Source organism: Nonomuraea antri, from assembly GCF_013283785.1.
Classification (GTDB): Bacteria; Actinomycetota; Actinomycetes; order Streptosporangiales; family Streptosporangiaceae; genus Nonomuraea; species Nonomuraea antri.
This window is the reverse complement of sequence record NZ_JABCPZ010000001.1, coordinates 58,601-83,458: the sequence shown is the minus strand read 5'-3', so window position 1 is coordinate 83,458 and position 24,858 is coordinate 58,601. Positions and strand designations below refer to the sequence as shown.

Sequence of the window (24,858 nt, the reverse complement as noted above, 5' to 3'; positions counted from 1 at the left end):
CATCTAAGCTTCGTTGACCAGGCCGCACGCTGGGGCCTGGGCGGCGGAACCAGAGGTGGGAAGTGGCGCTGCGCGTCAACGTGCTCGGCCCGATAACGGCCGAGGTCGACGGGGTGGAGGTCGCGCTCGGCGGCCTGAGGCAGCGAGCGGTGCTCGCGGTTCTGGTGGCCGCACGCGGCCAGGTGGTCTCGGCCGAACGGGTCCTCGACGCGGCCTGGGGCAACGACGAACCGCCCTCGATGCCCACCCTGCATTCCTACATCGCCAGGCTGCGCAAGGCGCTCGAACCCGACCGGACGAACAGGACGCCTTCCGACGTCCTGGCCCGGGTGGGCAACGGCTACACGCTGCGGGTCGAGGCAGAGGCGGTGGACGCCGAGCGGTTCGTCCGGCTGATCGGCGAGGGGCAACTGCTGCTGGAGAGCGGCGCGGCCGACGACGCGGCGACCGTCCTCGGCCAGGCCGTCCGGCTGTGGGGCGGCCAGCCGTACGGCGAGTTCGCCGCCGCGGCGTTCGCGGTGCCGGAGATCGCCCGGCTGGAAGGGCTGTACCTGTCGGCCAGGGAGAGCCTGTGCGCGGCGCAGCTCGCGCTGGGCAGGCACGCCGCCGTGGTCCCCGAGCTGGAGAAACTCACCGCCGAGCAGCCCACCAGCGAACGTGCATGGGAACTGCTCGTGCTGGCGCTGTACCGCGCGGGCCGGCAGGGAGACGCCCTGGCGGCGCTGCGCGCGGCCAGGGGAGTGCTCGCCGAGGAGCTGGGCCTCGACCCCGGCCCGGCGCTGCGCGAGCTGGAGTCCGCCGTGCTCGCCCAGGACGATTCGCTGCTGCCCGCCCCCGCGCCCGCCAGGCCGGAGACCGCCGCCGCGCCCGCCGCGCGCGAGCCGGGCAGGAACCTGCCGTTCCCGGTAACCGGGCTGGTCGGCAGGGACATCGAGATCGCGCAGGTGACCGCGCTGCTGGCCGAGCACAGGCTGGTAACGCTGACCGGTCCGGGCGGCATCGGCAAGACCAGGCTGGCGCTGGAGACCGCGCACGCGCGTACCGACGCCGACGGCCCCTGGCTGATCGAGCTGGCCGGGCTCAGCGACCCCGCGCTGCTGCCCGCCACCATCGCCCAGGCGCTCGGATTGTCCGGCCCGCCCGCCATCGACCGCATCGCCCTGGCGCTGCGCGGGCGCGGGCCGCTGCTGGTGCTGGACAACTGCGAGCACCTGGTCGAGGCGGTCGGGACCGCGGTGAGCGGGCTGCTGGCCGGCGCGAGCGACCTGCGCGTCCTGGCCACCAGCCGAGAGACGCTCGGCGTGCCCGGCGAGGCACTGTACGACGTGCCCCCGCTGTCCCGGGCCGAGTCCCGCGACCTGTTCCTGACCAGGGCCAGGGCCGCCACCCCCGGCTGGCAGCCGACGTCCGCCGAGCTGGAGCAGGCGGGCCTCCTGTGCGCCGGGCTCGACGGACTGCCGCTGGCCGTCGAGCTGGCCGCCGGCCAGTGCCGCATGTTGTCGATCGAGCAGATGCTGGCCTCGATGGACGACCGCTTCGCCGTGCTCACCTCCGGCCCCGGACCGCGCCGCCACCAGACGCTCGCCCAGACCGTGGAGTGGAGCTACGACCTGCTCGAACCCGCCGAGCGCGAGCTGTTCCACCGGCTCGCCGTGTTCGCCGCCGGCTTCGACCTGGACGCGGCGGCGGCCGTGTGCGGGCGTCCGGTGCTGGCCGGGGTGCGCGCGCTGGTGCGCAAGTCGCTGGTCGCGGTGGAGCCGGGCACCTCGCCGCGGCGCTACCGGATGCTGGAGACGCTCAAGGAGTTCGCCCGCGCCAAGCAGGACCCGGCCGAGCTGACCGCGACCCAGGCCGCGCACCGCGCCTGGGTGCTGGCCAGGGCCCAGGCCGCCGAGGCGCGCCTGCGCGGCGACCAGGCCACGCCCGCCATGGACGTGCTCATGTCGGACCAGCCGGAACACCGCGCCGCGTTCACCTCGGCGCTGCTGGCCGGCGAAGGCGAGTACGCGCTGCGGCTGAGCGGCGCGCTGTCGTGGTTCTGGTACCGCAGGGGACACGTGGCCGAGGGCCTGGGCTGGCTGTCGGCGGCCATGGAGCTGTCGCCCGACACGCCGCCGGAGACCAGGACGCTGCCGGTGATCGGCATGGCCGGCCTGTACTACCTGGCCGGTGACTTCGCCGCCGCGCACCGCACCGCAGGGGAGGCCGCCGAGATCAGCAGGGAGGCGGGCAACCTGGTCGCGGAGGCCCAGGCGCTGACGTACCGGGCGCTGTTCGGCGGGATCTGCGGCATGCCGAACGCGGTGGCCGAGGCCAGGATCGCGCTCGACCTGTCCAAGGTGGCCGGACTGCGCTGGCTGGAGGCCGAGGCGCTGATGGGCCTGGGCATGCTGCTGCTGTTCTGCGGCGAGGTGGGCGAGGCCAGGGAGTCGCTGACCGAGTCGCTGACCGTGGCGGAGGAGAGCGGGCACCGGTTCGTGATCGCCTCGTCCACCTGGCTGCTCATGAAGATCGACCTGAAGCTGGGCCGCGCCGACCGGGTGCTGCGCGCGGGCCTGGCGACGCTGCGCCTGCTGCACGACGACAGGGACGTCACGTCCTGGCTGGTGGGGGTGCACACGGTGGCCGCCGCGCTGACCGCGCTCGGCCGGCCGCACGACGGCGCGCGGCTGCTCGGCGCGGTCGAGGCACGCGCGGCCAGGGTCGGCTTCTCGCCGCTGGAGATGGACCCGGTGGACGGGCAGGAGCGCGTGGCACTGATCCGCCAGGCGCTCCCCGCGGACGAGCTGGCCGAATGCCTGCGTCAGGGGTCCGGGATGACCCCGGCGCAGGTCCACGTCATGCTGGACGACCCGCTGCTGCACAGCCACGCGCACTGAGCGGTTGAAGCAGGCGTTTGAAACGATTGTTTGCGGCGCTGGTAGGATCGCCCGCGTGGGAGTTCCTGAGGATTTGCTCGCCGCGGCCAAGCAGTGCCTGTCCGAGCGCGGGTATGCCCGCACGACGGTCAGGGACATCGTCGCCGTCTCCGGCAGCAACCTCGCCGCGATCAACTATCACTACCGCTCCAAGGACGCCCTGCTCACCCAGGCGATGATCGAGGTGACCGGGGAGGCGGTGGCGGAGGTGCTGAAGGCCTTCCCCGACGACTCCAAGGAGTGGTTCGAGGCGTTCTGGGGGGAACTGATCGAGTCCTTCCGGGCCAAGCCGACGGCGTGGCGCGCCAACGTCGAGACGCTGGCGCAGGCGCCCCATCTGCCCGAGGTGCGCGCCCGCCTGGCCGAAGGGCAGGCGCTGGCCAGGCGTGAGCTGGCCCAGCGACTGCCGCACCAGGACGAGGCGGGCGCGCAGGTGCTGTTGACGCTGTTCATCGGGCTGCTGGTGCGCTGGCAGATCGACCCTGACAACGCGCCGACGGCTCATGAGCTGGCCGCGGGCATCAGGTCGGTGGCCGTGGCGGCCGGCGGCTAACGCATCGCGTGCCGTCCTGAGTGGTCGGGACGGGGCTGCGGCGGGCTCGCGCGTCGTACGGAACGCAGCATGACCGGCGCGAGCAGTGCCATCAGGAACAGGCCCACGGCGGCGGCGAGCATGGCGTAGTGCTGGCCTTGGGTGAAGGCCGCGCGTGCGGCGGCGGCCAGTTCGCCGCCCGCGGGTCCGGCCAGGTGCCTGGCGGATTCGAGGGCGCCGCCGAGGGTGTCCAGCGCCGCCGCCGGGGCTCCGGTGTCGCCGAGGTGCGACCGGTAGACGGCGGTGCCGATGCTGCCCAGCAGTGAGATGCCGAGCGCGCCGCCGAACTCGGTGGCCACCTGCGACAACCCGGCGACCGAGCCGGAACGCTCCGGCGGGGCGGTGGCGATGATCAGATCGGACGACACGGTCAGCACCAGGGTGACGCCACCGGCCATCAGCATGATCCCGGCGATCAGCAGTCCGGACTGACCGGTCACGTCCAGGCCGGACAGCAGCGCGAACCCGGCGGCGCCGACGAGCAGCCCCACGCAGACCACCAGCCCGGGACGGATCCTGCGGACCAGGACCGGGGCCAGCCCGGCGGCGAGCATCGCCGTCCCGGCGGAGGGCAGCGCGTACAGGCCGGCGATGAGCGGCCGGGCGCCCATCACCATCTGCAGGTACTGGGTGGTGAAGAGGCTGGAGCCGACCATGGCGAAGACGCCGAGGGTGTTGGCGCTGATGGCGGCGGTGAAGGCGCGGCTGCCGAACAGGCGCACGTCCAGCATCGGATCGGCCAGCGCCCGCTGACGGCGGACGAAGGCGACGCCCAGGGCGAGGCCGATCACGATGGCCATCGCCGGCGGCCAGCCGAGGCCGTCCTGGGCGAGGTGCTGGATCCCGTAGATCGTGGGCAGGATCGCGCCCAGCGACAGGGCCACGCTGAGCAGGTCGAACCGGCTCTGGCGCGGGTCACGCGATTCGGGGAGCAGCAGCGGCGCCAGGACCAGCAGCAATGCCATCACCGGCAGGTTCACCAGGAACACCGAACCCCACCAGAAGTGCTCCAGCAGCGCGCCGCCCATCAGCGGGCCCAGCATGGCGCCGCCGGCGAACGCGCCGGTCCAGATGGCGATGGCGGTCCGGCGCTGGCCGTCGTCGTGGAACATGTTGCGGATCAGCGACAACGTCGAGGGCATCAGCGTGGCGCCGCCCACGCCGAGCAGGGCCCGTGTGGCGATGAGCAGGTCCGCGCTGGGGGAGAAGGCGGCCACCGCGGAGGCCGCGCCGAACGCCGCCGCGCCGGCCATCAGCAGGCGTCGCCGGCCGATCCGATCGCCCAGCGTGCCCATCGGCAGCAACAGCCCGGCCAGCATGAACGGGTAGATGTCGATGATCCACAGCAGCTGGGCGCCGCTGGGCGCCAGATCGGCGCTGATGAACGGCAGCGCGTAGGACAACACGTGCAGGTCGACGGAGATCAGGAGTACGGGCAGGACCAGGACGGCCAGCCCGATCCACTGCTTGCGTCCGGCTTTCATGCGCGACCTCTCTCATTCGCTTGTGCCATGACGCCGACCATACACATGTTTGGGACGACTGTTCAAAACAAATGTTTGTGACACTTGTTTGGACAAGATGAGCGGGGGATCGTGTGCATGAAAAAGGCCCTGGTCGCCGGGGGTGGCGGCCAGGGCCGGTGAGGGGGTCCGGGGATCAGGAGCGGGTGATGATGGCCCAGGAGGCGGCGGGCAGGCGGGTGTGGAGCGTGTCGCCGTGCAGTTCGACCGCCAGCGGGCGCGGTGCCGCCTCCGTGCGGTGCGGGTCGTCGCCGGCCGCGATGACCTGGCCGGTCAGCGGCCCGCCGGTGCCCGGGATTCTGGCGGTGAGGTCGAGTGCCTGGTCAGGTGAGCGGTTCACGGCCAGCAGGGTGAGCGAGTCGCCGTCCGTCGTGGCGACCGCCGACAGCGCGGGCGCCTCGCCGTACCTGGACGTCTCCAGCATCGGGCCGGTGGGCTCGACGCGCAGGACGGTGCCACGCGCGTGCCTGGCGGTCAGCGCGAACGGGTGGAAGATCGTCTGGCGCCACGCCCGGCCGCCCGGCTCGGTGCGGATGGGCGCGATGATGTTGGCGAGCTGCGCCTGGCAGGCGATGCTGACCCGGTCCGCGTGCCGGAGCAGGGTGATCAGGAAGTCGCCTACCACGACCGCGTCCGCCGCCGTGAACGTGTCCTCGATCAGCTCGGGCGCGTGCCTGAACGGCTCGTGCTCGATGCCCTGGAAGCGGGAGAAGTTCCAGACGTTCCACTCGTCGAAGGACAGGTTGATCTTCTTGCGTTTCCTGAGCTTGGCGGCCACGTGGTCGGCCGTGGAGACCACGTCGGAGATGAACCGGTCCATGTCCACCGCGCTGCACAGGAATCCGGGCAGGTCGCCGTTCTCCTCGTAGTACGCGTGCAGCGACAGGTAGTCCACCGCGTCGTAGGCGTGTTCCAGTACGGTCGCCTCCCAGGCGCCGAACGTCGGCATCCCGCTGTTGGAGCTGCCGCACAGCACCAGCTCGATCCGCGGGTCCACCAGGCGCATGGCCTTGGCGGTCTCGTTGGCCAGCCGTCCGTACTCGGCCGCGGTCTTGTGGCCGATCTGCCAGGGGCCGTCCATCTCGTTGCCCAGGCACCACAGCCTGATGTCGTGCGGCTCGGCCACACCGTGCTTGACCCGCAGGTCCGACCAGTGGGTGCCGCCCGGGTGGTTGGCGTATTCGAGCAGGTCACAGGCCTCCTGGAGGCCGCGGGTGCCCAGGTTGACGGCCATCATCGGCTCGACTCCGGCGGCCTTGGTCCAGGCCATGAACTCGTTCAGGCCGAACGCGTTCGTCTCGATCTGTCGCCAGGCCAGGTCGAGCCTGGTGGGCCGGTCGGGGCCGACGCCGTCCTCCCAGCGGTAGCCGGAGACGAAGTTGCCACCGGGGTAGCGGACGGTGGTCACGCCCATCTCGCGGGCCAGCTCCAGCACGTCGGTGCGGAAGCCGTCGGCGTCCGTGGCCGGGTGCCCGGGCTCGTAGATGCCGGTGTACACGCAGCGGCCCATGTGCTCGACGAACGAGCCGAACAGCCTGCGGTTCACCGGGGCGATCGAGAAGGCGGGATCCAGGGTCAGGTGTGCTTGCGGCACGTTCTAGGCTCCTCGGTAGATGCGTACGTAGTCGAAATCGGCGTTGACCTGCGGCTGCGCGCCGCCGTGCGCGACCAGGCCGATGCGCGGGTCGCTGCCGGCGGGGAAGGTCCAGACGCCGCCCCAGGTCCACGTCTTGCCGTCGCGGCTCGATCCGGCGCGGAACTCGTGTTCCCCGTCGACCGGGTCCACCCGGTGGGCGAGACGCAGCCAGGTGGTCCTGGCCGGCGGGCCGACGATGTTGCCGCCGAACGACAGCCGGTCGGCGAAACGCAGTTCCCTGCCGTACTCCACCTGGCGGGTGTTCCAGATGGCGACCTGGCAGAGCCGGGCGAAGTCGTCGTCGGAGGCGTAGGCGATGAGCCCGGCCTGCTGGTAGTTGCGGATGGCGTCCTCGCCCAGGTCGAGCGTGACCTTGGTCTCGACGACGTAGTCGCCGCGCGGCGCGTCGCGCAGCAGCACGCTCGCCTGGTTGCCGGTGCCGACCAGGTCGGCGTTCTGCACCGGCCAGCGCAGCACGCCGTCGACGGCCTTGGCGTTCTGGTCCTGGCGCACCCACTGCCAGGCGGGGTCGTCCAGGGTGTCGAACTCGTCGGCGGCGATCAGCCGTCCCGGGCGGGGCTCAGGCGCGGGACGGGTGACGGGGCGGTGCAGCCTGGCCGCGCTGACGTTGTCGAACTCGGCCGTGCCGGTGGCGACCAGGGCGAGCGGGCCCGACACGGGCGCTGGGGAGTCGAGCGTGACGATGGCCTGCGGGTCGCCGAGGCGGGCCGAGGTGAGCTCGGCGGTGATCGTCCGGCCCTTGACGGTGACGGCGAGGTTGCGCCAGGTCGCCGCGCCGCCGGGGAGTGCCGCGGTGCGGGTCGCGTCGCCGGCGCTGATCGTCACGCCGGTCGTGCCGACGAGCACGCTCGCCCGTCCGATCCTGACGCCGGCGCTCGCCTGGCCGGGCTCGGGCAGGCGCAGGTCGGTCTCGACGCGGAGGTCGCCGCCGACGCCCCGCCTGGCGGTCAGTGCCGCGCTCGACGCGCCCGCGTGCCGGACGACGCCGTCACGCACCTCCCACCCGGCGGTGTCGCGCCAGCCCGACAGGTCGCCGGAGAAACGCTCGTCGAGCCGCCCGCGCGTGACCGGCCGCGCAGACGACTGCTCGGAAGGCCCGGCCCCGGCCCGCACCACCGGCCAGCCGTCGATCCAGTCCAGCCGGTCGAGCAGCATCGGCCGCTCGTTGATCCCGTACGGCTCGTCCAGGAACGGGTCGTTCCTGTCGATCCCGTGGTAGAGCATCCAGTCCTGGCCGGACAGGTCGGTGAGCTGGGCGTGGTGCCCGACACCGATCCAGCGGTTGCCGTTCTGCGCGACGACCGGGGTACCGCCGGCGCGGGAGGCGAGCAGCGGCTGCCCCTCGCGGTCCACGAACGGGCCGCGCGGGCCGGTGGCGCGGCCGGCCAGCACGGAGTAGCCGGTGGTCGGGCCGGCGCAGCAGTTCGCGGAGGAGGCCAGCAGGTAGTAGTAGCCGTCCTTGCGCACCACGTAGGAGCCCTCGAACTTGTTGTCGATGGCCACCTGCTGGGGCTGCCCGACCGTGCGGAGCCCGTCCGCGGTCAGCTCACTGACCCACAATCCACCGAAAAATCCGCCGAAGTAGAGGTATTTGCGGCCGTCCACGTCGGTGAACTGCGACGGGTCGATCGTGTTCCAGTACGAGTCACCCGACGGCCGCGGCGCGACCACCGGCTCGGCCTGGTGCGTCCACGGCCCGGTCGGCGTGGGAGCCGTGGCGACCCCGATCGAGAAGTCCCACTGGTGGGGGGTGCTCGCGGTGTTGGAGACGGTGAAGTACATGACGTACCTGCCGTCCAGGTACCGGATGTCCGGCGCCCACAGCAGCGCGCCCGGCGCCGCGTACGGCGGCAGGTTGTCCTCGCCGAACGCGTCGCCGACGTAGGTCCACTCGACCAGGTCGGACGAGCGCGCGACGGGCAGCCGATGATGCCGTCCCTCGCCCTCGCGCAGCGGGTCGGAGGTGCCGTAGGAGTACCAGTAGCCGTCGTGTCCGCGGATCACGGCCGGGTCGGCGAAGGTGTCGGCGAAGTCCGCCGACACCGGGTTGGTCACCGGCGGCGACGCGCCCGCGACCGCGGCGGCGCCGGGGATCGCCGTCAGGGACAGGAGCAGTGACGCGACCACTGCGATGCGCATGGGTCAGCCTTTCAGTCCGCTGCGTGAGATGCCTTCGATGACGTAGCGCTGGGTCAGCCCGAACAGGATCAGCACCGGCACACTGGCCAGCACCGCGCCCGCCATGATCACCGGGTAGTCGATGGTGTAGGCGCCCTGGAGCACCGACAGTCCTGGCGGGAGCGTGAAGTAGTCGGGGCTGAAGATCACGAAAATGGGCCAGATGAAGTCGTTCCAGTTGGCCAGGAAGCTCAGCACGGCCAGCGTGGCGAGAGCCGGCTTCGACAGCGGCAGCGTGATGCGCCAGAAGATGTGCCAGTGGTTGGCCCCTTCGAGCAGCGCCGCCTCGTCCAGTTCCGACGGCAGGCCGAGGAAGAACTGCCGCAGGAAGAACACCCCGAACGCGCCTGCCGCGCCGGGCACGATGAGCGCGGTCAGGCTGTCCAGCCAGCCGAGCTGATCGATGATCAGGAACTGCGGGATGAGGAAGACGAATCCCGGCACCAGCAGCGTGCCCACGATGAGCGCGAACAGCAGCCGCTTGCCCCGGAACTCCAGCCTGGCCAGCGCGTACGCCGCCAGCGACGACACCACCAGCACCAGCACCATGTGCGCGGTGGCCGCGACCAGGCTGTTGACGAACCAGCGCAGCACCGGCGTCTCGGTGGTCCCCTCGAAGACGGTGGCGTAGGCGTCGGTGGTCGGCCGGGCGGGCAGCAGCGTGGGCGGCACCCTGGTGGCCTCGGTCCGGCTCTTGAACGACGTGCCGAGCGCCCACAGCAGCGGCCCGATGAAGATCACCGCGAGCGCGGCCAGCGCCGTGTAGCGCTTCATGAGCGCCCCCTGAACAGCCGGAAGTTGGCCACGCTGACCAGGATCAGGACGAGCGTGAGCACGTAGCTCATGGCCGAGGCGCTGCCCATCTTGTACTGGGCCAGGCCCTGGTCGAGGATGTACATGATCGCCGTCCTGGTCTCGCCGCCAGGCGCGCCCTTGGTCAGCAGGTACGACTGCCCGAACATGTTGGCCGAGGCCAGGATCGTGGTCGTCACCACGAACAGGGCCACCGGCCGCAGCCCGGGCAGCGTGACGTGCCTGAACTCGGCCCACCTGCCGGCGCCGTCCACCTTGGCGGCGTCGTACAGTTCGCGCGGGATGTCCTGCAGCCCGGCCAGGTAGATCACGCCGTTGAAGCCGAGCGTCCACCAGACGGTGACGCCGACCAGGGCGACCCAGCCGGCCGGCACCGAGGTGGTCCACGCGATGGGCTTGCCGAGCAGCCAGTCGATCAGGCCCAGGTGCGGGTCGAGCAGCAGCCGCCACATCAGGCAGACCACGGCCACGCCCAGCACGTACGGCGCGAAGAACAGCCCGCGGAAGAACGTCCTGCCCCGGAAGCGCCGGTTGAGCAGCAGCGCCACGCCGAGCGGCAGCACCACCAGGAACGGCACGCTGAACAGGGTGAAGATGCCGGTCGCCCGCATCGACATCCAGAAGTCCGCGTACACCGCCGAGTTCCCGTCGAACAGCGCGGTGTAGTTGTCCAGGCCCACGAACGGCTTGCCGTCGAGCAGGAAGTCCCAGTCGTGCAGGCTCACGTAGAGGCCGAACAGGGCCGGGGCCAGCACGAACACGCAGAACAGCACCAGGTAGGGAGCCAGGAAGAGATACGGCGTGAGCCGTCCTGAACGCGGCACGGTCCGCGCGGCGGTCGCGGGCGCGGCGGCCTTGGCGGTGACCGTGACCATCAGGCGCCGTACTTCTTCCGGTTCTGCTCAAGAATCTTGTCCGCCTTGGCCGCGGCCTCGGTGAGCGCGTCCTTCGGGCTCTTCTTGAGCAGGATCGCCGCGTTGATCGCCTGGTCGATCGCGGCCGTGGCGTCGCCGATCCCGGCCACGGACGGCGGGAAGTACAGGTCGTCGATCTGGGCGCCGATGGCCGCCTGCTCCTTCAGCGCCTGGAACTCCGCGCCGTCACGGATCGACTTGCGGGCCGGCACCTGGCCCGCCTTGGCCCATTCGAGCGAGTGGTTGCTGATCCAGTTGATGAACACCTTGGCCGCGGTCAGCTTGTTCTGGTCGGCCGCGCGCTGCTTGAACACCACGAACTGGTGCGAACCTGCCCAGGCGGCCGGCTTCGAGCCGATCTGAGGGAGCGGCGCCACGCCCCACTCCAGGCCGTCGATGCCGTTGAGGGTGTTGATGCACCAGATGCCGTTCCAGTTGAAGGCGTTCTTGCCGTTCTGCAGCGCGATGAGGTCGGCGTCCTGGCCCACGTTCTTCGGGCTGTAACCCTTTTCGATCAGCTCGACCAGCCAGGTCAGCGCGGCCACGCCGGGCTCCTCGTGGAAGCGCGACACGCTGGCGTCGTCGGCGAACAGCTGGCCGCCGTGCTGGTGCAGCAGGCTGCCGAACTGCAGGCTGCCGGTGAACGGGAACGGCGTGGCCCAGTGCCCCTGGACGCCGCCCTTCTTCAGCGTCTCCAGCGCGGCCAGGTACTCCTCGCCGGTCTTGGGCGGGTTGTCCGGGTCGAGCCCGGCCTTGGACAGGACGCTCTTGTTGTAGAACATGCCCAGCGGGTGCACGTCCAGCGGGATCGCGTAGCGGGTGCCCTTGTACACCCCGGCCTGCCAGACGGGCGGGGAGAAGTCGGCCTCGGTCAGGTTGAGCGCCTTGGCCACGTCGTCCAGGGGGAGCACGACGTTGCGCGCGGCGTTGGTCGCCACGCTGTCGACGTGCATCATGCCGAGGTCGGGGCCTTGACCTGCGGAGACGGCGGCGGGGACCTTGGCGTAGTAGTCCGTCCACTGGTAGACGTTCATGGTGATCTTGATGTTCGGGTGCTCGCCGTTGAACTGCTCGACGAGCTTCTTCATGAACGGGCCGTCGCCGCCGGTGAAGCCGTTCCAGAAGGCCAGCGAGACCGCGGGGCCGGTGTAGGACGTGGGCGCCGCGGTGGCCTGCGCGCCGGTCGGGGCCGCGCTCTGCCGGGGGCCGCCGCCACCTCCGCAGCCGGCCAGGACGAGGGTGCCGAGGCCGAGCCCGAGGATATCTCGGCGGCTGAGAGAAGGGGTGTTCTTGGACATCAGATTCACTCCTGTCCATGTGGGGTTGTGTTGGTTTTTACATCGTTGGAATCAACGATGTAAACAGGTACGCGCAAGTTCGTTACAGCGTTGGAAACCAGACCCGGTAGGGTTTGCGTGGCAGAAGGAGGGCCTGGAGTGCGGCCGAGGCTGAAGGACGTCGCTGAGCGGGCCGGGGTGTCGATCAAGACCGTGTCCAACGTGGTCAACGACTATCCCCACGTGAGCCCGGAGACCCGGGCGCGCGTCGAGGCGGCGATCTCCGAGCTGTCCTACCGGCCCAACCTGTCCGCGCGCAGCCTGCGGGCCGGCCGGTCCGGCGTGGTCGCGCTGGCCGTGCCGCATCTGGACAACCCGTACTTCGCCGAGCTGGCCACCCACGTGATCTCGGCCGCCGACCAGCGGGGCTGGACCGTGCTCATCGACCAGACCAGGGGCGACCGCGACAAGGAGCGGCTGGTGGTGGCCGGCATCAGGGCCCATCTGATCGACGGGTTGCTGTTCAGCCCGCTCGCGCTGACCAGCCGCGACCTGGCCGACCGGGCCGACCGCACGCCGATGGTGCTGCTCGGCGAGCGGATCGGGACCGGGCGTTCGCCGTACGACCACGTCGGCATCGACAACGTGGCGGCCGCCCGCGCGGCCACGCTCCACCTGGCCGGGCTCGGCCGCACGCGCATCGCCGCGCTCGGCGCCCAGCGCGCGCTGTCCGGCGCCACCGCCAGGCTCCGGCTGAAGGGCTACAAGCAGGCGCTGGCCCAGTGCGGGCTGCGGGAGGACCCGTCGCTGATCTCGTACGTGCCGGTCTGGCACCGGTCCGGGGGCGCGGCGGCCATGGCGGAACTGCTGGAGTCCCGGCCCGACGCCGTCTTCTGCTTCAACGACGCGCTCGCCCTCGGCGCGCTGCGCACGCTGCTGTCACGCGGCTTCCGGGTGCCCGACGACGTCATGCTGATGGGCTTCGACGACATAGAGGACGGGCGGTTCGTCACCCCGACGCTGTCCACGGTCGCGCCGGACAAGGCGCTCATCGCCGAGTCCGCGGTCGACCTGCTCGCCGCTCGGCTCGACGGCGCGGACGTCAAGCCGTGCGAGGTCCGCGTGCCGCATCACCTGACGCCCCGCGAGAGCACCTGCTCCTGACTCCGGCGAGCGGGCCGCCGCTCGGAACAGGATGAGGGGCGCTCACCTCTGAAATCGATTCCCTGACGACGGCGAATCCGCAAGCCGCGACGCCGCCCCAGCTCCCGGCGGATCACGGACGTCACCGGCCTGTGTGCCGAGAGGTTATACAGCCGTGACTGCCAGTCCTTGACGGCTCGGCGAGCGGCTCCTACATTTCTGAGAAATCGATTGCTCGCCTCGAGGCCCTCAACATCAGGAGGATGGAAATGTCGACCTTCGAGAGGGTGACTCGCCGATCGTTGCTGCGTGGCGGCGCGGTCATGTTAGGGACGGCCATGGCGGCCCCACTGCTGTCCGCCTGCGGCGGCGGCAGCGGCGGGAAGTCCGGAAACGCCAAGGAACTCGTCTTCTGGAACTTCTACGGCCCCAACCCCAACGGTGACGCACAGAGCAAGTGGTTCACCGACATGGTGGCGGCCTGGAACGCCAACAACGAAGTCAAAATCAAGCTGCACTACCTGCCGGTGTCAGAGTACCTGGCGGGCACCGCGCTGCAGACCGCGTTCTCCGCAGGCCAGGGGCCGGACATCTTCCTGCTCAGCCCCGGCGACTTCCTGCGCTACCACAACGGCGGGGTGCTCGCCGACCTCACCCCGCACCTCAAGCCCGAGGCGCTGGCCGACTTCGAGCCCGGCGTCATCGGCACCCGCAAGGTCAACGACAAGGTCTACGGCCTGCCGATGGAGGCCGAGCCGCTGGCCATGTACTACAGCGTCGAGGCGTTCGAGAAGGCCAAGCTGTCCGAGGCCGACATCCCCAAGACCTGGGACCAGATGCTCGACGTCGCCGGCAAGCTGACCACCAAGGACCGCTTCGGCCTGCTGTTCGAGACCATCCCCGGCTACTACCAGAACTTCACCTGGTACCCGTTCATGTGGATGGGCGGCGGCGCGGCGGTGCCGGAGAACGGCAACGCCGGGTTCAACTCCCCGGCCGTGCACGCGGCGCTCAAGCTCTGGCAGGACGCGGTCAACACCAAGGTCGCGCCGCGCAAGCCGCAGGGCGACGGCGCCGGCAACCTGCCGGCCAACCTGGGCGCGGGCTTCGCCGGCATGCAGCAGAGCGGCATCTGGTCGGTGTCCCAGATGGCCACCGACCTGAAGGACTACAAGTACGGCGTCTTCCCGCTGCCCGTGCCCGACGGCGGCACGTACACCACGGACGTGGGCGGCTGGGCGTTCGTGGCCAACGCCAAGGGCGCCAACCCCGACGCGGCGGGCAAGTTCATCGCCTGGGCGCTCGGCTCGATGGACAAGGACGGCATCGAGCGCGGCAGGCAGTGGAACACCGTCGTCAAGACGAACCTGCCGGCCCGCAAGTCCGTGCAGGAGGCGGCCAAGGCGGCCGGCGCGTTCGACAATCCGGCGCTCAAGGTCTTCCTGGAGCAGGTCGTCCCGGGCAGCAGGGGCGAGCCGCGCTACACCCCCGAGGTGTACAAGGCCATCTCCGACGCCATCCAGGCGGCGCAGCTCGGCGGAACCGACCCGATGAAGGCCGCGGCCGACGCGGCGGCCAAGATCGACGTCTTCCTGAAGGGCTACCAGGGCGCAGCCATGCTGTAGTCCCCCGACCAGCTCACCCCGTGAAGAAAGGCGACAAGCATGGCCACAATGGTGGAGTCAGGCAGGACGGTGAGGCAGCGGCCCGGTGTGCCGCCGCGCGCACTCAGCCGCAAGCGGCGTGAGGCGATCGCCGGCTACGCCTTCGTGCTGCCCGACCTGCTCGGCCTGCTGATCTTCGTCGGACTCCCCATGGTGCTGGCCGTCGGCATCTCGTTGTTCAAGGCGGACGGGTTCGGCGGCTACACCTTCGTGGGCCTGGACAACTTCCGGCTCATGGCCGCCGACACCCAGCTCTGGCAGAGCGTGAAGGTGACCATCACCTACATGGTGACCTTCGTGCCGATCGGGTTCGTGGTCAGCCTCGGGCTCGCCCTGCTGGTCCGCGACCACTTCCCCGGCGTCGGCCTGGTGCGCACGCTGTTCTTCCTGCCGCACGTCATCAGCCTGGTCGTGGTCGGGGTCGTCTGGCAGTTCCTGCTGGTCGACAAGCAGGGGGCGGTGCCGGCGCTGCTGCGGCCCTTCGGCCTCGGCGACGTGTCGTTCCTGGGCAACCCGGCGCTGGCGCTCGGGGCGCTGGTCGTGATCAGCGTCTGGTTCCTGATGGGCTACCAGATGCTGATCCTGCTCGGCGGGCTCAAGGACATCCCGAAGGAGTACGACGAGGCCGCCCAGATCGACGGGGCCGGCCCGTGGGAGCGGTTCAGGCACATCACCTGGCCGCTGCTGCGGCCGACCAGCTTCTTCGTGCTGGTGAACTCGACCGTGGGCGCGGTGACCGGCCTGCAGGCCTTCGACCTGGTGTACGTGCTGACCAAGGGCGGCCCGGCGGGCAGCACGTCCAGCGTGGTCTTCTACATCTACCAGCAGGCCTTCACCATGAACAACTACGGTTACGCGGCCGCGCTGACCACGGCCGTCGTCGGCTTCCTGGTCGTGGCGACCGGGATCATGTTCGGTTTCACGAAGGGAGGCCGGTTCGATGGCAGGTAAGCACCTTCGTGCGATCACGGGCTACGTGCTGGCGGCCGTCACCGTGGCGCCGCTGCTGTGGATGCTCGTCACGGTGCTGAAGCCGAAGGACGAGATCTTCCGCGCCGAGCTGCCCAGCGAGCTGACCCTGGACAACCTGATCTACGCGCTGACCGAGATCCCGATCGGCAAGTACATGCTGAACAGCGCGATCGTCTCCGTGATCGTCACGGTGGTCGCGCTGGTGCTGCACTCGATGGCGGCGTACGCGCTGGCCAGGCTGCGCTTCCCGGGCCGTCAGGTGATCTTCGGGACCATCGTGTCGACGCTGCTGGTGTCGTTGCCGGTGATCCTGGTGCCGCTCTTCCTGGTGGTCAAGGAGCTGGGGCTGCTCGACACGTACGCGGGGCTGATCCTGCCGGCGATCTTCCACGCCTTCGGGATCTTCCTGCTCCGCCAGTACTACCTGAACATCCCCCGGGAGCTGGAAGAGGCCTCCGACCTGGACGGGTGCGGATACTTCCGGCGCTGGTGGCAGGTGATCGTGCCGGTCAGCCGTCCGGTGCTCGCCTCGCTGGCCGTGCTGTTCTTCCTGGCCAACTGGAACGCGTTCCTGTGGCCGCTGACCGCCACCCGCGACCCCGAGCTGCGCATGGTGCAGGTCGGCATCGCCACACTCCAGGGCCAGTACGGCTCGGCCTGGAACTACGTCCTGGCCGCGACCGTGATCGCGGCCGTGCCCACCCTGATCGCCTTCGTGATCGGCCAGCGCCGCCTGGTCGAGGCGATCAAGACCTCCGGACTGAAGTAAGGATCTCATCGCATGACGTACGGCAACCACGGCAGCAGCCTGCGCGACCTGCCCCGGCTGCGGGCGAGCAAGCGGCGCCGGGCCTCCAGCTACGACCGCAGCGGCGGCAACGAGGACCGGCTGACCGTCGAGGCGGGCACCACCGTGACCCTCGCCGACATCGAGGGCCCCGGCTCGATCAACCACATCTGGTGCACGGTCGCGCTGCCGCTCAAGGACGTACCCGACGCGGTGGACGTCGACTACCTGCGCAGGCTCGTCCTGAAGATCACCTGGGACGACTCCGAGCACCCGAGCGTGCTGGTGCCGCTGGGCGACTTCTTCGGCATGGGCCACGCCAAGACGACCAACTTCGTCTCCGCGCCGCTGCAGATGAGCCCGCAGGACGGCAAGAGCTTCAACTCCTGGTTCCACATGCCGTTCGCGAGCCGGGCCAAGGTCGAGCTGATCAGCGAGCTGTCGCAGGAGCCCGTCTTCTTCTACTACTACATCGACTACGAGCTGTTCGACTCCGCCGCCGACGACCTGGGCTACTTCCACGCCCAGTGGCACCGCGAGCTGCCCACCGACGGCGTCGAGCAGGGCGCGCAGAGCAACCGCGAGTACCAGGTCGAGGGCATCAACGACACCGGCGACGGCAACTACGTCATCCTCGACGCCGAGGGCCGCGGCCACTACGTCGGCTGCGTGCTCAACATCCGCAACCTGCGCGAGACCAGCGACTGGAACTGGTACGGCGAGGGCGACGACATGATCTTCATCGACGGCGAGCCGTTCCCGCCGTCGCTGCACGGCACCGGCACCGAGGACTACTTCAACACCGCCTGGTGCCCCACGCAGGCCTACCACGCGCCGTACCACGGCATCACCATGCCCGGCGGCGACAACTGGAGCGGCGAGATCTCCCTGTACCGCTTCCACGTGGAGGACCCGATCACCTTCGACGAGTCGATCAGGGTGACGATCGAGCACGGGCACGCCAACAAGCGCTCCGACGACTTCTCTTCGGTCGCCTACTGGTACCAGACGCTGCCGCACAAGCCGTTCGGCCTGGCGCCGGTCGAGGAACGACTGCCGTTCCCGCCCCGCCAGTAATCGATTTCCGGCGGGGTCTAGACTCTTGCCGAGATCTCCCTGCCATTCAGATGGGACGAGGTTGCTCAAGATCCAGGATGTCGCGCGGCACGCGGGTGTCTCCGCCGCGACCGTCTCTCGCGTGCTCAACGGCCGCGCCACGGTCAACCCCGAGCTGGCCGCCCGCGTGCACGCGGCGGTCGTCGAGCTCGGCTACCGGCCCAACGGCGTGGCACGCAACCTCAGACGCAGGCAGACCACGCTCTGGGCGGTCCTCGTCTCCGACGTCGGCAACCCGTTCTTCACCTCGCTCGTCCGCGGGGTGGAGGACGGCGGCAGGCAGTTCGGCTACTCCGTCGTGCTCTGCAACACCGACGAGAATCGGGCGAGGGAGGCCGAGTACATCGCGGTCGCCCTGGCCGACAACATGGCCGGGATCATCATCTCGCCCGCCGACGACGCCACCGACATCAGCGCCCTGGTGGCGGCGGGCACCGCGGTGGTGACCATCGACCGCGAGCTCGCCGACACCGACGTGGACGCCGTGCTGGTGGACAACGAGAAGGGCGCCGAACAGGCCACCACCCACCTGCTCGACTCCGGCTACCGCAGGATCGCCTGCATCACAGGACCGCGCCGCATGTCCACCGCCATGGAGCGGCTGCGCGGCTACCAGCGGGCGCTGAAGTCGTTCGGCGTGCCGCAGGACCGGGCGCTGATCAGGCACGCCGACTTCCGCGAGGACGGCGGCTACTCCGCGATGGCCTCGCTGCTCGACGAGGGCGTCGACTTCGACGCGGTCTTCGTGGCCAACAACCTGATGACGGTGGGCGCGGTGGAATGCCTGACCGAGCGCGAGGTGACCGTGCCCGACCAGGTGGGCGTGATCGGCTTCGACGACATCCCGTGGGCGCGGCTGTTCCGGCCGTCGCTGAGCTACGTCAGCCAGCCGACGTACGAGCTGGGCCGGGCCGCCGCCCAGCTGCTGGCCGACCGCATCGACAACCCGAACCGGCCGACCACCCGCATGGTCCTGCAGACCGAGCTGCATCCACGGGAGAGCACCAGGAGGAAGTGAGATCACTCCGTGATCCCGTGACGGCAGGATTCCTTCCGCACGTGACTCGGATGGAGGTCTGATGAAACGTCGTCGTCTCGCCATCGTTCTCGCCATGGCCGTCGGGCTCTGCACCGTCGGCGGCCCGCCCGTCCTGGCGGCGACGGCTCAGGACCCGGCCGGCGTCCTGCGGGAACAGTTCGTGCCCGGTCGCGGCGTCCTGGTGGACGAGACGATCAAGACCACCGTCGACCGCCTCCCACCGGGCGTGACCAGGACCACCGGGAAGATCGGGTTCAGCGCCTCCCGCGCGGACGGCTTCGACCTCACCTCGCGCTGGACGACCGACGGGGTCGCGGAGACCACCCGGACCGTCAAAGTCGGCCGCTACACCTACGTGCTCGGCTTCGAGTGGGGAACCATGCCGGCCTGGCCGACCTGGGTCCGCTTCGGCGACGGCAGCACCTGGAACAACGGCTGGCGGGGCTACCAGCCCCTCGACGTCTTCGACCCGAAGATCCTGCGGACGCTGGTCGCGAAGGCGGCCACGGTCAAGGGCTCGGAGTACCGGGGCGTGTTCGTCCCTGGGAAGCGTTCCGGGGACGCCTCGGTCGGCGATAGCAAGCGGGTGACGTTCTCCTACCGGCTCTTCCTGGACGCGCGGCAGCTGCCCGTCCGCCTGATCACGGATTTCACGTACGTGGACACGTGGCCCGACGACAAGGGCAAGTGGGTCGAGCACACGGTCCACGACGTCGTCGACACCCGGTACGACGGCTGGGGCACGAAGGTGTCGATCACGCCGCCGCCGGCGGGCGACGTGGTCGACATCACGGACGTGCTCGGCTCGGCCGCGGAGAACCGCAACCCGACCGACGGCGCCACCTGGTCACTGGCGCGCTGAGGCGCCACGACCTGGTCGCCGGCGCGTTGAGCCGCCACCTGGTAACTGCGGTGCTGAGGCGCCGTCCGCCACTTGGTCACCGGCGCACTGAACCGCCGCCCGCCATCTGTTCGCTGGCGCGCTGAGCCGCCGCCCGCCATCTGGTCGCTGGCGCGCTGAGTCGCCGCCTGGTCACTGGCGCGCTGAGGCGCCGTCCGCCACTTGGTCACCGGCGTGCTGAACCGCCGTCCGCCACGGCCTTGGTGGCGGCGCCGGGCGAGAGCGCGGCGCCCCTGTCGTAGGCGGCCTGGAAGGCGGCCTCGCCGAGCAGCTCCTTGGCGCGTTCGGCCGTGCGCAGCGGGCCGTCGTAGCCGCGGCGGTCGTCGGTGCCCAGCAGCGCGGCCGCCACGCCCACCAGGTACGCCGCCCGCTCGGCGGCCCCGTCCGCGACGGCCGCGGCGGCACGCAGCCGAGCGAGCATCGCCAGATCCGCCACCGGCACCCCAGCCGGGTCGACCGGCACCTCCGTCGGGTCGACCGGCACCCCAGCCGGGCCCGCTGCCGGCATCCCCGTCGGGTCTGTCGGTGTCAGCCCGGTCGAGTCGGCTGCTGGCTCCCTGGTTGGGTTCGCCGGTGTCAGCCCGGCCGCGTCGGCTGTCGGCTCCCTGGCCGGGTCTTCCGGCGGCATCCCGGTCGGGTTCGCCGGTGCCAGTCCGGTCGAGTCGGCTGTCGGCTCCCTGGTCGGGTTCGCCGGTGCCGGCCCGGCCGCGTGGGCTGCCGGCTCCCCGGCAGGGTCTTCCAGCGGCTCCCTGGTCCGGTTTTCCGGCGGCATCCCGGTCGGGGCCGCCGGTGCCGGCTCGGTCTGGCTGGGTGGGAGTGCTGTGTCGAGCAGGCGGTGGGCGGTGGGTGGGTCGTCGTCCAGGAGTGCGAGCAGTGCCAGGAGTGCGGCGCACCAGACCCGGATCCTGCCCGCCAGCTCCGACCCGGCGAAACCGGATTCGGCCAGGGCGAGCTCGCGCCGGGCCGCCTCGGCCTCACCCCGCCTGATCAGGTATTCGCTGTGCGCCAGCCTGACGTACGCGGTCGTGCGGGCCTCCCTGGTCTCCTCGGCGTGCTCCCAGGCCCGTTCCAGCGCCGTCCTGGCCAGGTCGAGTTCGCCGTTCCTGGTCAGCGTCATGGCCAGCTCGGCGTGGACCTCCGCCCCGTCGGCGGCCACGCCCAGTTCCGCGATCGGGGTCGCGGCCTGGGTGAGCGCGGCCACCGCGGCCCGCGTGTCGCCGCGGCGGGCGTGGTGCTCGGCCAGGATCCGCAGCGTCGAGGCCAGGCCGAAGCGTTCGCCCAGCCGCTCGAACTCGACCCTGGCCGCTTCGAGCCGTTCCAACGCGCCGCCCGCGCCGCCACCGTCCGCGCCGCCACCGTCCGCGCCGCCACCGTCCGCGCCGCCACCGTCCGGGCCGCCATCGCCCCCACCGCTGTCCGGACCGCCGTCGTCCCCGCCACCGCTCCCACCGCCGTCCGCGGTGAGCAGCAGCGTCATGCCGCGCTCCCACCCAGACGCACGCTCCCGCCGCCGCGCCACCTCGGCAGCGGCAGGCCCGGCCAGGAACGTGGGGGCGACCAGCAGCAGCGTGGGCTCCGGCCGCGCCGCATCGCCGGAGGCGTCCGGCCGCGTGCTCAGCTCGACGCCGGCCGCCACGGCGCGTTCACCGCCCGCCGCATCCCCGTCCTGGTAACGCAGCAGGCCGCGCAGCACCAGCACGACGGCCCGCAGCTCCGGCGACGGCTCGCCGGGCAGGGCGAGCACGGCCCGCGTCCAGTGCAGCCGCTCGGTCTGCGCGCCACGCAGATGCCAGAACCAGAACATCGACGCCACGATCCCGGCGCCGAGATCGAGGTCGCCGCCGTCGACCGCGAACCTGAGCGCGGCCAGCACGTTGTCGTGCTCGGCCGACAGCCGGGCCAGCACGGTGAGCTGGTCGGCGGTGCGCAGCGCGGCGTCGCAGTCGGCGGTGAGCCGCAGGAAGTAGCGCGCGTGCGCGGCCCGCTCGGCCGCCTCCCTGCCGGTCTCCGCCAGCCGCTCCACCGCGTACGAGCGGATCGTCTCCAGCATGCGGTACCGCTCGCCGACCCGTTCGACCAGCGACTTGTCCACCAGCCCGGCCAGCACGTCGACGTCGCCCACGACGGCGTCCAGCGTGACGCCGCCGGGGAACACCGCGAGCCGCATCGCCAGCTCCCGCTCGGGCTCCGACAGCAGCGCCCAGCTCCACTCGATGACCGCGCGCAGCGTGCGGTGCCTGGGCAGCGCGGTCCGGCTGCCGCTGGTGAGCAGGGTGAACCGGTCGTCCAGCTTGGCGGCGATCTGCTCGGCGCTCAGCGCCCGCATCCTGGCCGCGGCCAGTTCGATCGCCAGCGGCAGGCCGTCGAGCCTGCGGCAGATCTCGGCCACCGTCGCCGCGTTCGAGCCGTCGAGCACGAAGTCGGGACGCACGGCGGCGGCCCGCTCGGCGAACAGCCGCACGGCCGGGTAGCGGGCCGGGTCGCCGGCGGCCTGTTCCGGCAGGCCCAGCGGGGTGAGCGGGTAGAGCCGCTCACCGCCGACGCCCAGCGATTCCCTGCTGGTGGCCAGCACGCGCAGCTCGGGGCACGCGCCGAGCAGCCCTTCGACCAGCTCGGCGACGGCGTCGACCAGATGCTCGCAGTTGTCCAGGACCAGCAGCGCCCGCTCCGCGCCGAAAAACTCGCACAGCCGCCGGAACACGTCGTGGGACGTCTGCTCCAGCAGCCCCACCTCCCTGGTTCCGATCGCCCGCAGCACGGCGGAGGCCACGTCGAACGGGTCGGTCACGCCGCCCAGCTCCACCAGCCAGACGCCGCCGTCCGCCTGCTGCTGGGCCGCGGCCTCTGCGGCCAGCCTGGTCTTGCCCGCGCCGCCCGGCCCGATGACGGTGACCAGCCTGGACTCGCCGACGGCCGCGGCCAGCCTGGCCAGGTCGTCCTCGCGGCCGACGAAGCTGGTGAGCTGGGCGCGCAGGTTCGTCCGGTTCGTCCGCCGCCCTGCGGTCAGCTCCGGCCTCTGCCTGAGTATCGCCAGGCGGAGTTCCGCCAGCTCGGGTGAGGGGTCGATGCCCAGCTCGTCGGCCAGCCGCGCGCGGGTCCGCTCGTAGGCGGCCAGTGCCTCGGCCTGCTGCCCGGCCGCGTACAGGGCCCGGATCAGCAGCCCCTGTAGCCGTTCCGCCAGGGGGTGCGCGGCGGCCAGCGGGCGCAGCTCGTCGAGCACGTCCGCGCCCGCGGCCAGTTCGAGCGCCAGCCGTTCCTCGGCGGCCGACAGCCGCAGCCGCTCCAGCCGCACCGCCGCGTCGGCGGCGAAGCGCAGTTCCAGCAGGTCGCTCAGCGCCGGGCCGCGCCACAGCGACTCGGCCTCGCGCAACATCGCCAGGTCGCCGCGTTCCCGTCCGGCCGCGGCCAGCTGCTCGAACCTGACGGCGTCCACGTCGGACGGCGACACCGCCAGCCGGTACCCGCCAGGACGCCCTTCCAGCAACGCGCCTCCGACGGCCCGGCGCACCCGTGACACCAGCGCCTGCAACGCGTTGGCGCCGCCCGCCGGCGGGCGGTCGTCCCAGATGGCGGTGGTGAGGACGTCGGCGGGCACCGTCCGGCCCGGCTCCATCGCCAGCCTGGCCACCAGGGCCCGCAACCGGCCGCCGGCCATCGGGATCGGCCGGTCGTCGTCGCCCAGCAGCTCGAAAGGACCAAGCAGCAACACACGCACCAGGTCAGTGTGCCGTATACGTCCGGCTCCGGGCAGAGTGATCGGCTTTCGTCGCATCCTGGCCTGAGAAATCGATTCACCGTTGTGTTTCTGTGATCCTGGCCGCCGTTGACAGTGCCTCCGGCGCGATTTAGCGTGGCGGGAAATCGATTTCTAGCAAACGATTTCCCAACTTCTACTCACCGGAGGTACGCCCACCGTGGCACGCATCGGACTGCTGAACCTCTCTGACGGCCGCGACTTCGTCGCCCGCGACCTCGTTGACCACATCACCAACGCCTCCACCGAGCTGGCCGAGGCGTTGCGCAAGGAGGGTCACGAGGTGATCGTGGCCCCGGAGATCGTGTGGACGAACGCGCTGGCCACCTCCCAGGCCCGCTGGCTGGCCGACCAGCGCCCCGACCTGACCATCTTCAACTACGCGGTCTGGGCGTTCCCGCACTTCACGATGCTGGCCGCGGAGGCCACGGCGGGCCCGTTGCTGCTGATGGCCAACATCGACCCGGCACAGCCCGGCATGGTCGGCATGCTGGCGGGCGCGGGCGCGCTCGACCAGATCGGCCGGGTGCACGCGCGGGCGTGGGGCGACATCGCCGACCCGGCGGTCAAGAGCCGGGTGCTGACCGAGGTCAGGGCCGCGCAGGCGGTGCGCGGGCTGCGGGGTTCCACCTTCGGCCGCATCGGAGGCCGGCCGATGGGCATGTACACCGCGGTCGCCAACGCCGACCAGTGGATGCGGACGTTCGGCGTGGACGTCGAGGAGATCGACCAGTGGGAGATCGTCCGGCGCAGTGAGAACGCCTCGCAGGCCCGCGTCACCGAGGCCCGCCAGTGGCTGGAGCGCACCAGCAACGTGCACTACGACGGCAAGCAGCTCACGCCCGAGCTGTTCGAGCGGCAGATCCGCACCTACTACGCGATGCGCGAGCTCATCGACGAGTGGAACCTGGACTTCTCCGGCATCAAGGGCCAGCCCGAGCTGACCACCCACTTCTGCACCATGGACGTGGCAGAGGCGTTCCTGAACGACCCCTACGACTGGGAGGGCCCGAAGGAGACGCACGTCTGCGCCACCGAGGCCGACATGGATGGCGCGCTGACCATGCAGCTGCTCAAGCTGATCAGCGGCGACCCGGTGCTGTTCGCCGACGTCCGGCACTACCACGCCGACAAGGACGTCTGGGACCTGGCCAACTCCGGCCAGCACGCCACCTGGTACGCGGCCCGCTCCGACGACCCGGCCGAGAACCTGGCCAAGACCCACTTCTACCCGGAGGTCTTCTTCTTCCCGGCCGGCGGCGCCAGCGTGCACCACCTGGCCGCGCCAGGTTCGGCCACCTTCGCCCGGCTCACCCGCAGGGACGGCGCGTACCGCATGCACGTCATGCGCGGCGACTTCGAGCTGTACGACGACGCCACCAACGAGGCGATGGCCAGGCAGTCCACGTTCGAGTGGCCGCACGCGTTCACCAGGCTGCACGTGCCCGCGGCCGAGTTCCTGTCCAGGTTCGGTTCCAACCACATCCACGCGGTCCCCGGTGACTACGTGGCCGAGCTCGAAGGCGTCTGCCGCCAGCTCGGCGTGGAGTTCGAGGCGTTCGGCGATCTGAAGGGGAGTGGCGATGCGGCTTAGGTCGGTTCTCTTAACG

At 71.0% G+C, this 24,858-nt stretch carries 17 protein-coding genes; 10 read left to right on the top strand and 7 right to left on the bottom strand.

Features of this window, described 5'->3' with window-relative positions; genetic code table 11:
• The first annotated feature begins 62 nt into the window (after positions 1 to 62).
• Both HII36_RS00325 and HII36_RS00320 read left to right on the top strand, forming a co-directional pair.
• Positions 63 to 2,879 carry a BTAD domain-containing putative transcriptional regulator gene (locus HII36_RS00325; protein WP_173520957.1) on the top strand — a complete coding sequence of 939 codons (2,817 nt, stop codon included), beginning with the start codon at positions 63 to 65 and terminating at the stop codon, positions 2,877 to 2,879.
• 55 nt (positions 2,880 to 2,934) lie between these two features.
• Positions 2,935 to 3,471, top strand: coding sequence for a TetR/AcrR family transcriptional regulator (locus HII36_RS00320; RefSeq protein WP_173520956.1), 537 nt, complete (start codon positions 2,935 to 2,937; stop codon positions 3,469 to 3,471).
• Here the strand turns inward: HII36_RS00320 and HII36_RS00315 are convergent.
• The 6 genes from HII36_RS00315 to HII36_RS00290 all read right to left on the bottom strand — a co-directional run bounded on the left by HII36_RS00315 (position 3,468) and on the right by HII36_RS00290 (position 11,893).
• Positions 3,468 to 4,994, bottom strand: coding sequence for an MFS transporter (locus HII36_RS00315; RefSeq protein ID WP_173520955.1), 1,527 nt, complete (start codon positions 4,992 to 4,994; stop codon positions 3,468 to 3,470). The two genes, HII36_RS00320 and HII36_RS00315, sit on opposite strands and share 4 nt — an antisense overlap.
• Positions 4,995 to 5,169: 175 nt before the next feature.
• On the bottom strand, positions 5,170 to 6,627 hold the full coding sequence (arfA, locus tag HII36_RS00310; RefSeq protein WP_173520954.1) for an arabinosylfuranosidase ArfA: 1,458 nt from the start codon (positions 6,625 to 6,627) through the stop codon (positions 5,170 to 5,172).
• 3 nt (positions 6,628 to 6,630) lie between these two features.
• Positions 6,631 to 8,829, bottom strand: coding sequence for a family 43 glycosylhydrolase (locus HII36_RS00305; RefSeq protein ID WP_173520953.1), 2,199 nt, complete (start codon positions 8,827 to 8,829; stop codon positions 6,631 to 6,633).
• Positions 8,830 to 8,832: 3 nt separating this feature from the next.
• On the bottom strand, positions 8,833 to 9,642 hold the full coding sequence (locus HII36_RS00300) for a carbohydrate ABC transporter permease (protein ID WP_173520952.1): 810 nt from the start codon (positions 9,640 to 9,642) through the stop codon (positions 8,833 to 8,835).
• Positions 9,639 to 10,556: a carbohydrate ABC transporter permease gene (locus HII36_RS00295; RefSeq protein ID WP_173520951.1), complete on the bottom strand. Its 918-nt coding sequence runs from the start codon at positions 10,554 to 10,556 to the stop codon at positions 9,639 to 9,641. Before HII36_RS00295 ends, HII36_RS00300 begins: the two co-directional genes overlap by 4 nt.
• On the bottom strand, positions 10,556 to 11,893 hold the full coding sequence (locus HII36_RS00290; RefSeq protein ID WP_173520950.1) for an ABC transporter substrate-binding protein: 1,338 nt from the start codon (positions 11,891 to 11,893) through the stop codon (positions 10,556 to 10,558). Before HII36_RS00290 ends, HII36_RS00295 begins: the two co-directional genes overlap by 1 nt.
• A gap of 138 nt (positions 11,894 to 12,031) precedes the next feature.
• Between HII36_RS00290 and HII36_RS00285 the strand changes: the two genes are divergently transcribed.
• From HII36_RS00285 to HII36_RS00255, 7 genes are all read left to right on the top strand, one after another.
• Entirely contained in the window at positions 12,032 to 13,036 is a 1,005-nt protein-coding gene (locus tag HII36_RS00285) for a LacI family DNA-binding transcriptional regulator (protein WP_173520949.1), read from the top strand.
• Positions 13,037 to 13,284: 248 nt separating this feature from the next.
• Positions 13,285 to 14,640 (top strand): ABC transporter substrate-binding protein, encoded by a 1,356-nt coding sequence (locus tag HII36_RS00280; RefSeq protein WP_173520948.1) that lies wholly within the window; start codon positions 13,285 to 13,287, stop codon positions 14,638 to 14,640.
• Positions 14,641 to 14,679: 39 nt separating this feature from the next.
• On the top strand, positions 14,680 to 15,630 hold the full coding sequence (locus tag HII36_RS00275) for a carbohydrate ABC transporter permease (RefSeq protein ID WP_173520947.1): 951 nt from the start codon (positions 14,680 to 14,682) through the stop codon (positions 15,628 to 15,630).
• Complete coding sequence (locus HII36_RS00270; RefSeq protein WP_173520946.1) at positions 15,620 to 16,420, top strand: carbohydrate ABC transporter permease; 801 nt, start codon at positions 15,620 to 15,622, stop codon at positions 16,418 to 16,420. Before HII36_RS00275 ends, HII36_RS00270 begins: the two co-directional genes overlap by 11 nt.
• A 12-nt stretch (positions 16,421 to 16,432) precedes the next feature.
• A complete protein-coding gene (locus HII36_RS00265; RefSeq protein ID WP_173520945.1) occupies positions 16,433 to 17,515 on the top strand; it encodes a glycoside hydrolase family 172 protein in 1,083 nt (360 codons plus the stop codon).
• Positions 17,516 to 17,540: 25 nt separating this feature from the next.
• Complete coding sequence (locus HII36_RS00260) at positions 17,541 to 18,572, top strand: LacI family DNA-binding transcriptional regulator (RefSeq protein ID WP_328807531.1); 1,032 nt, start codon at positions 17,541 to 17,543, stop codon at positions 18,570 to 18,572.
• 61 nt (positions 18,573 to 18,633) lie between these two features.
• Complete coding sequence (locus HII36_RS00255) at positions 18,634 to 19,455, top strand: hypothetical protein (RefSeq protein WP_173520943.1); 822 nt, start codon at positions 18,634 to 18,636, stop codon at positions 19,453 to 19,455.
• Positions 19,456 to 19,660: 205 nt separating this feature from the next.
• Here the strand turns inward: HII36_RS00255 and HII36_RS00250 are convergent, their stop codons facing one another.
• Complete coding sequence (locus HII36_RS00250; RefSeq protein WP_173520942.1) at positions 19,661 to 23,209, bottom strand: BTAD domain-containing putative transcriptional regulator; 3,549 nt, start codon at positions 23,207 to 23,209, stop codon at positions 19,661 to 19,663.
• A 199-nt stretch (positions 23,210 to 23,408) separates the two neighbouring features.
• Between HII36_RS00250 and HII36_RS00245 the strand changes: the two genes are divergently transcribed.
• Positions 23,409 to 24,842 (top strand): L-fucose/L-arabinose isomerase family protein, encoded by a 1,434-nt coding sequence (locus HII36_RS00245; RefSeq protein WP_173520941.1) that lies wholly within the window; start codon positions 23,409 to 23,411, stop codon positions 24,840 to 24,842.
• The last annotated feature ends 16 nt before the right edge of the window (positions 24,843 to 24,858 follow it).

Bases quoted from the DNA above. Each gene is read 5' to 3' on its own strand.
- HII36_RS00265 (WP_173520945.1), top strand. From the start codon at position 16,433: ATGACGTACGGCAACCACGGCAGCAGCCTGCGCGACCTGCCCCGGCTG.
- HII36_RS00290 (WP_173520950.1), bottom strand. From the start codon at position 11,893: ATGTCCAAGAACACCCCTTCTCTCAGCCGCCGAGATATCCTCGGGCTC.
- HII36_RS00255 (WP_173520943.1), top strand. From the start codon at position 18,634: ATGAAACGTCGTCGTCTCGCCATCGTTCTCGCCATGGCCGTCGGGCTC.
- HII36_RS00280 (WP_173520948.1), top strand. From the start codon at position 13,285: ATGTCGACCTTCGAGAGGGTGACTCGCCGATCGTTGCTGCGTGGCGGC.
- HII36_RS00275 (WP_173520947.1), top strand. From the start codon at position 14,680: ATGGCCACAATGGTGGAGTCAGGCAGGACGGTGAGGCAGCGGCCCGGT.
- HII36_RS00305 (WP_173520953.1), bottom strand. From the start codon at position 8,829: ATGCGCATCGCAGTGGTCGCGTCACTGCTCCTGTCCCTGACGGCGATC.
- HII36_RS00270 (WP_173520946.1), top strand. From the start codon at position 15,620: ATGGCAGGTAAGCACCTTCGTGCGATCACGGGCTACGTGCTGGCGGCC.
- HII36_RS00300 (WP_173520952.1), bottom strand. From the start codon at position 9,642: ATGAAGCGCTACACGGCGCTGGCCGCGCTCGCGGTGATCTTCATCGGG.
- HII36_RS00315 (WP_173520955.1), bottom strand. From the start codon at position 4,994: ATGAAAGCCGGACGCAAGCAGTGGATCGGGCTGGCCGTCCTGGTCCTG.
- HII36_RS00295 (WP_173520951.1), bottom strand. From the start codon at position 10,556: ATGGTCACGGTCACCGCCAAGGCCGCCGCGCCCGCGACCGCCGCGCGG.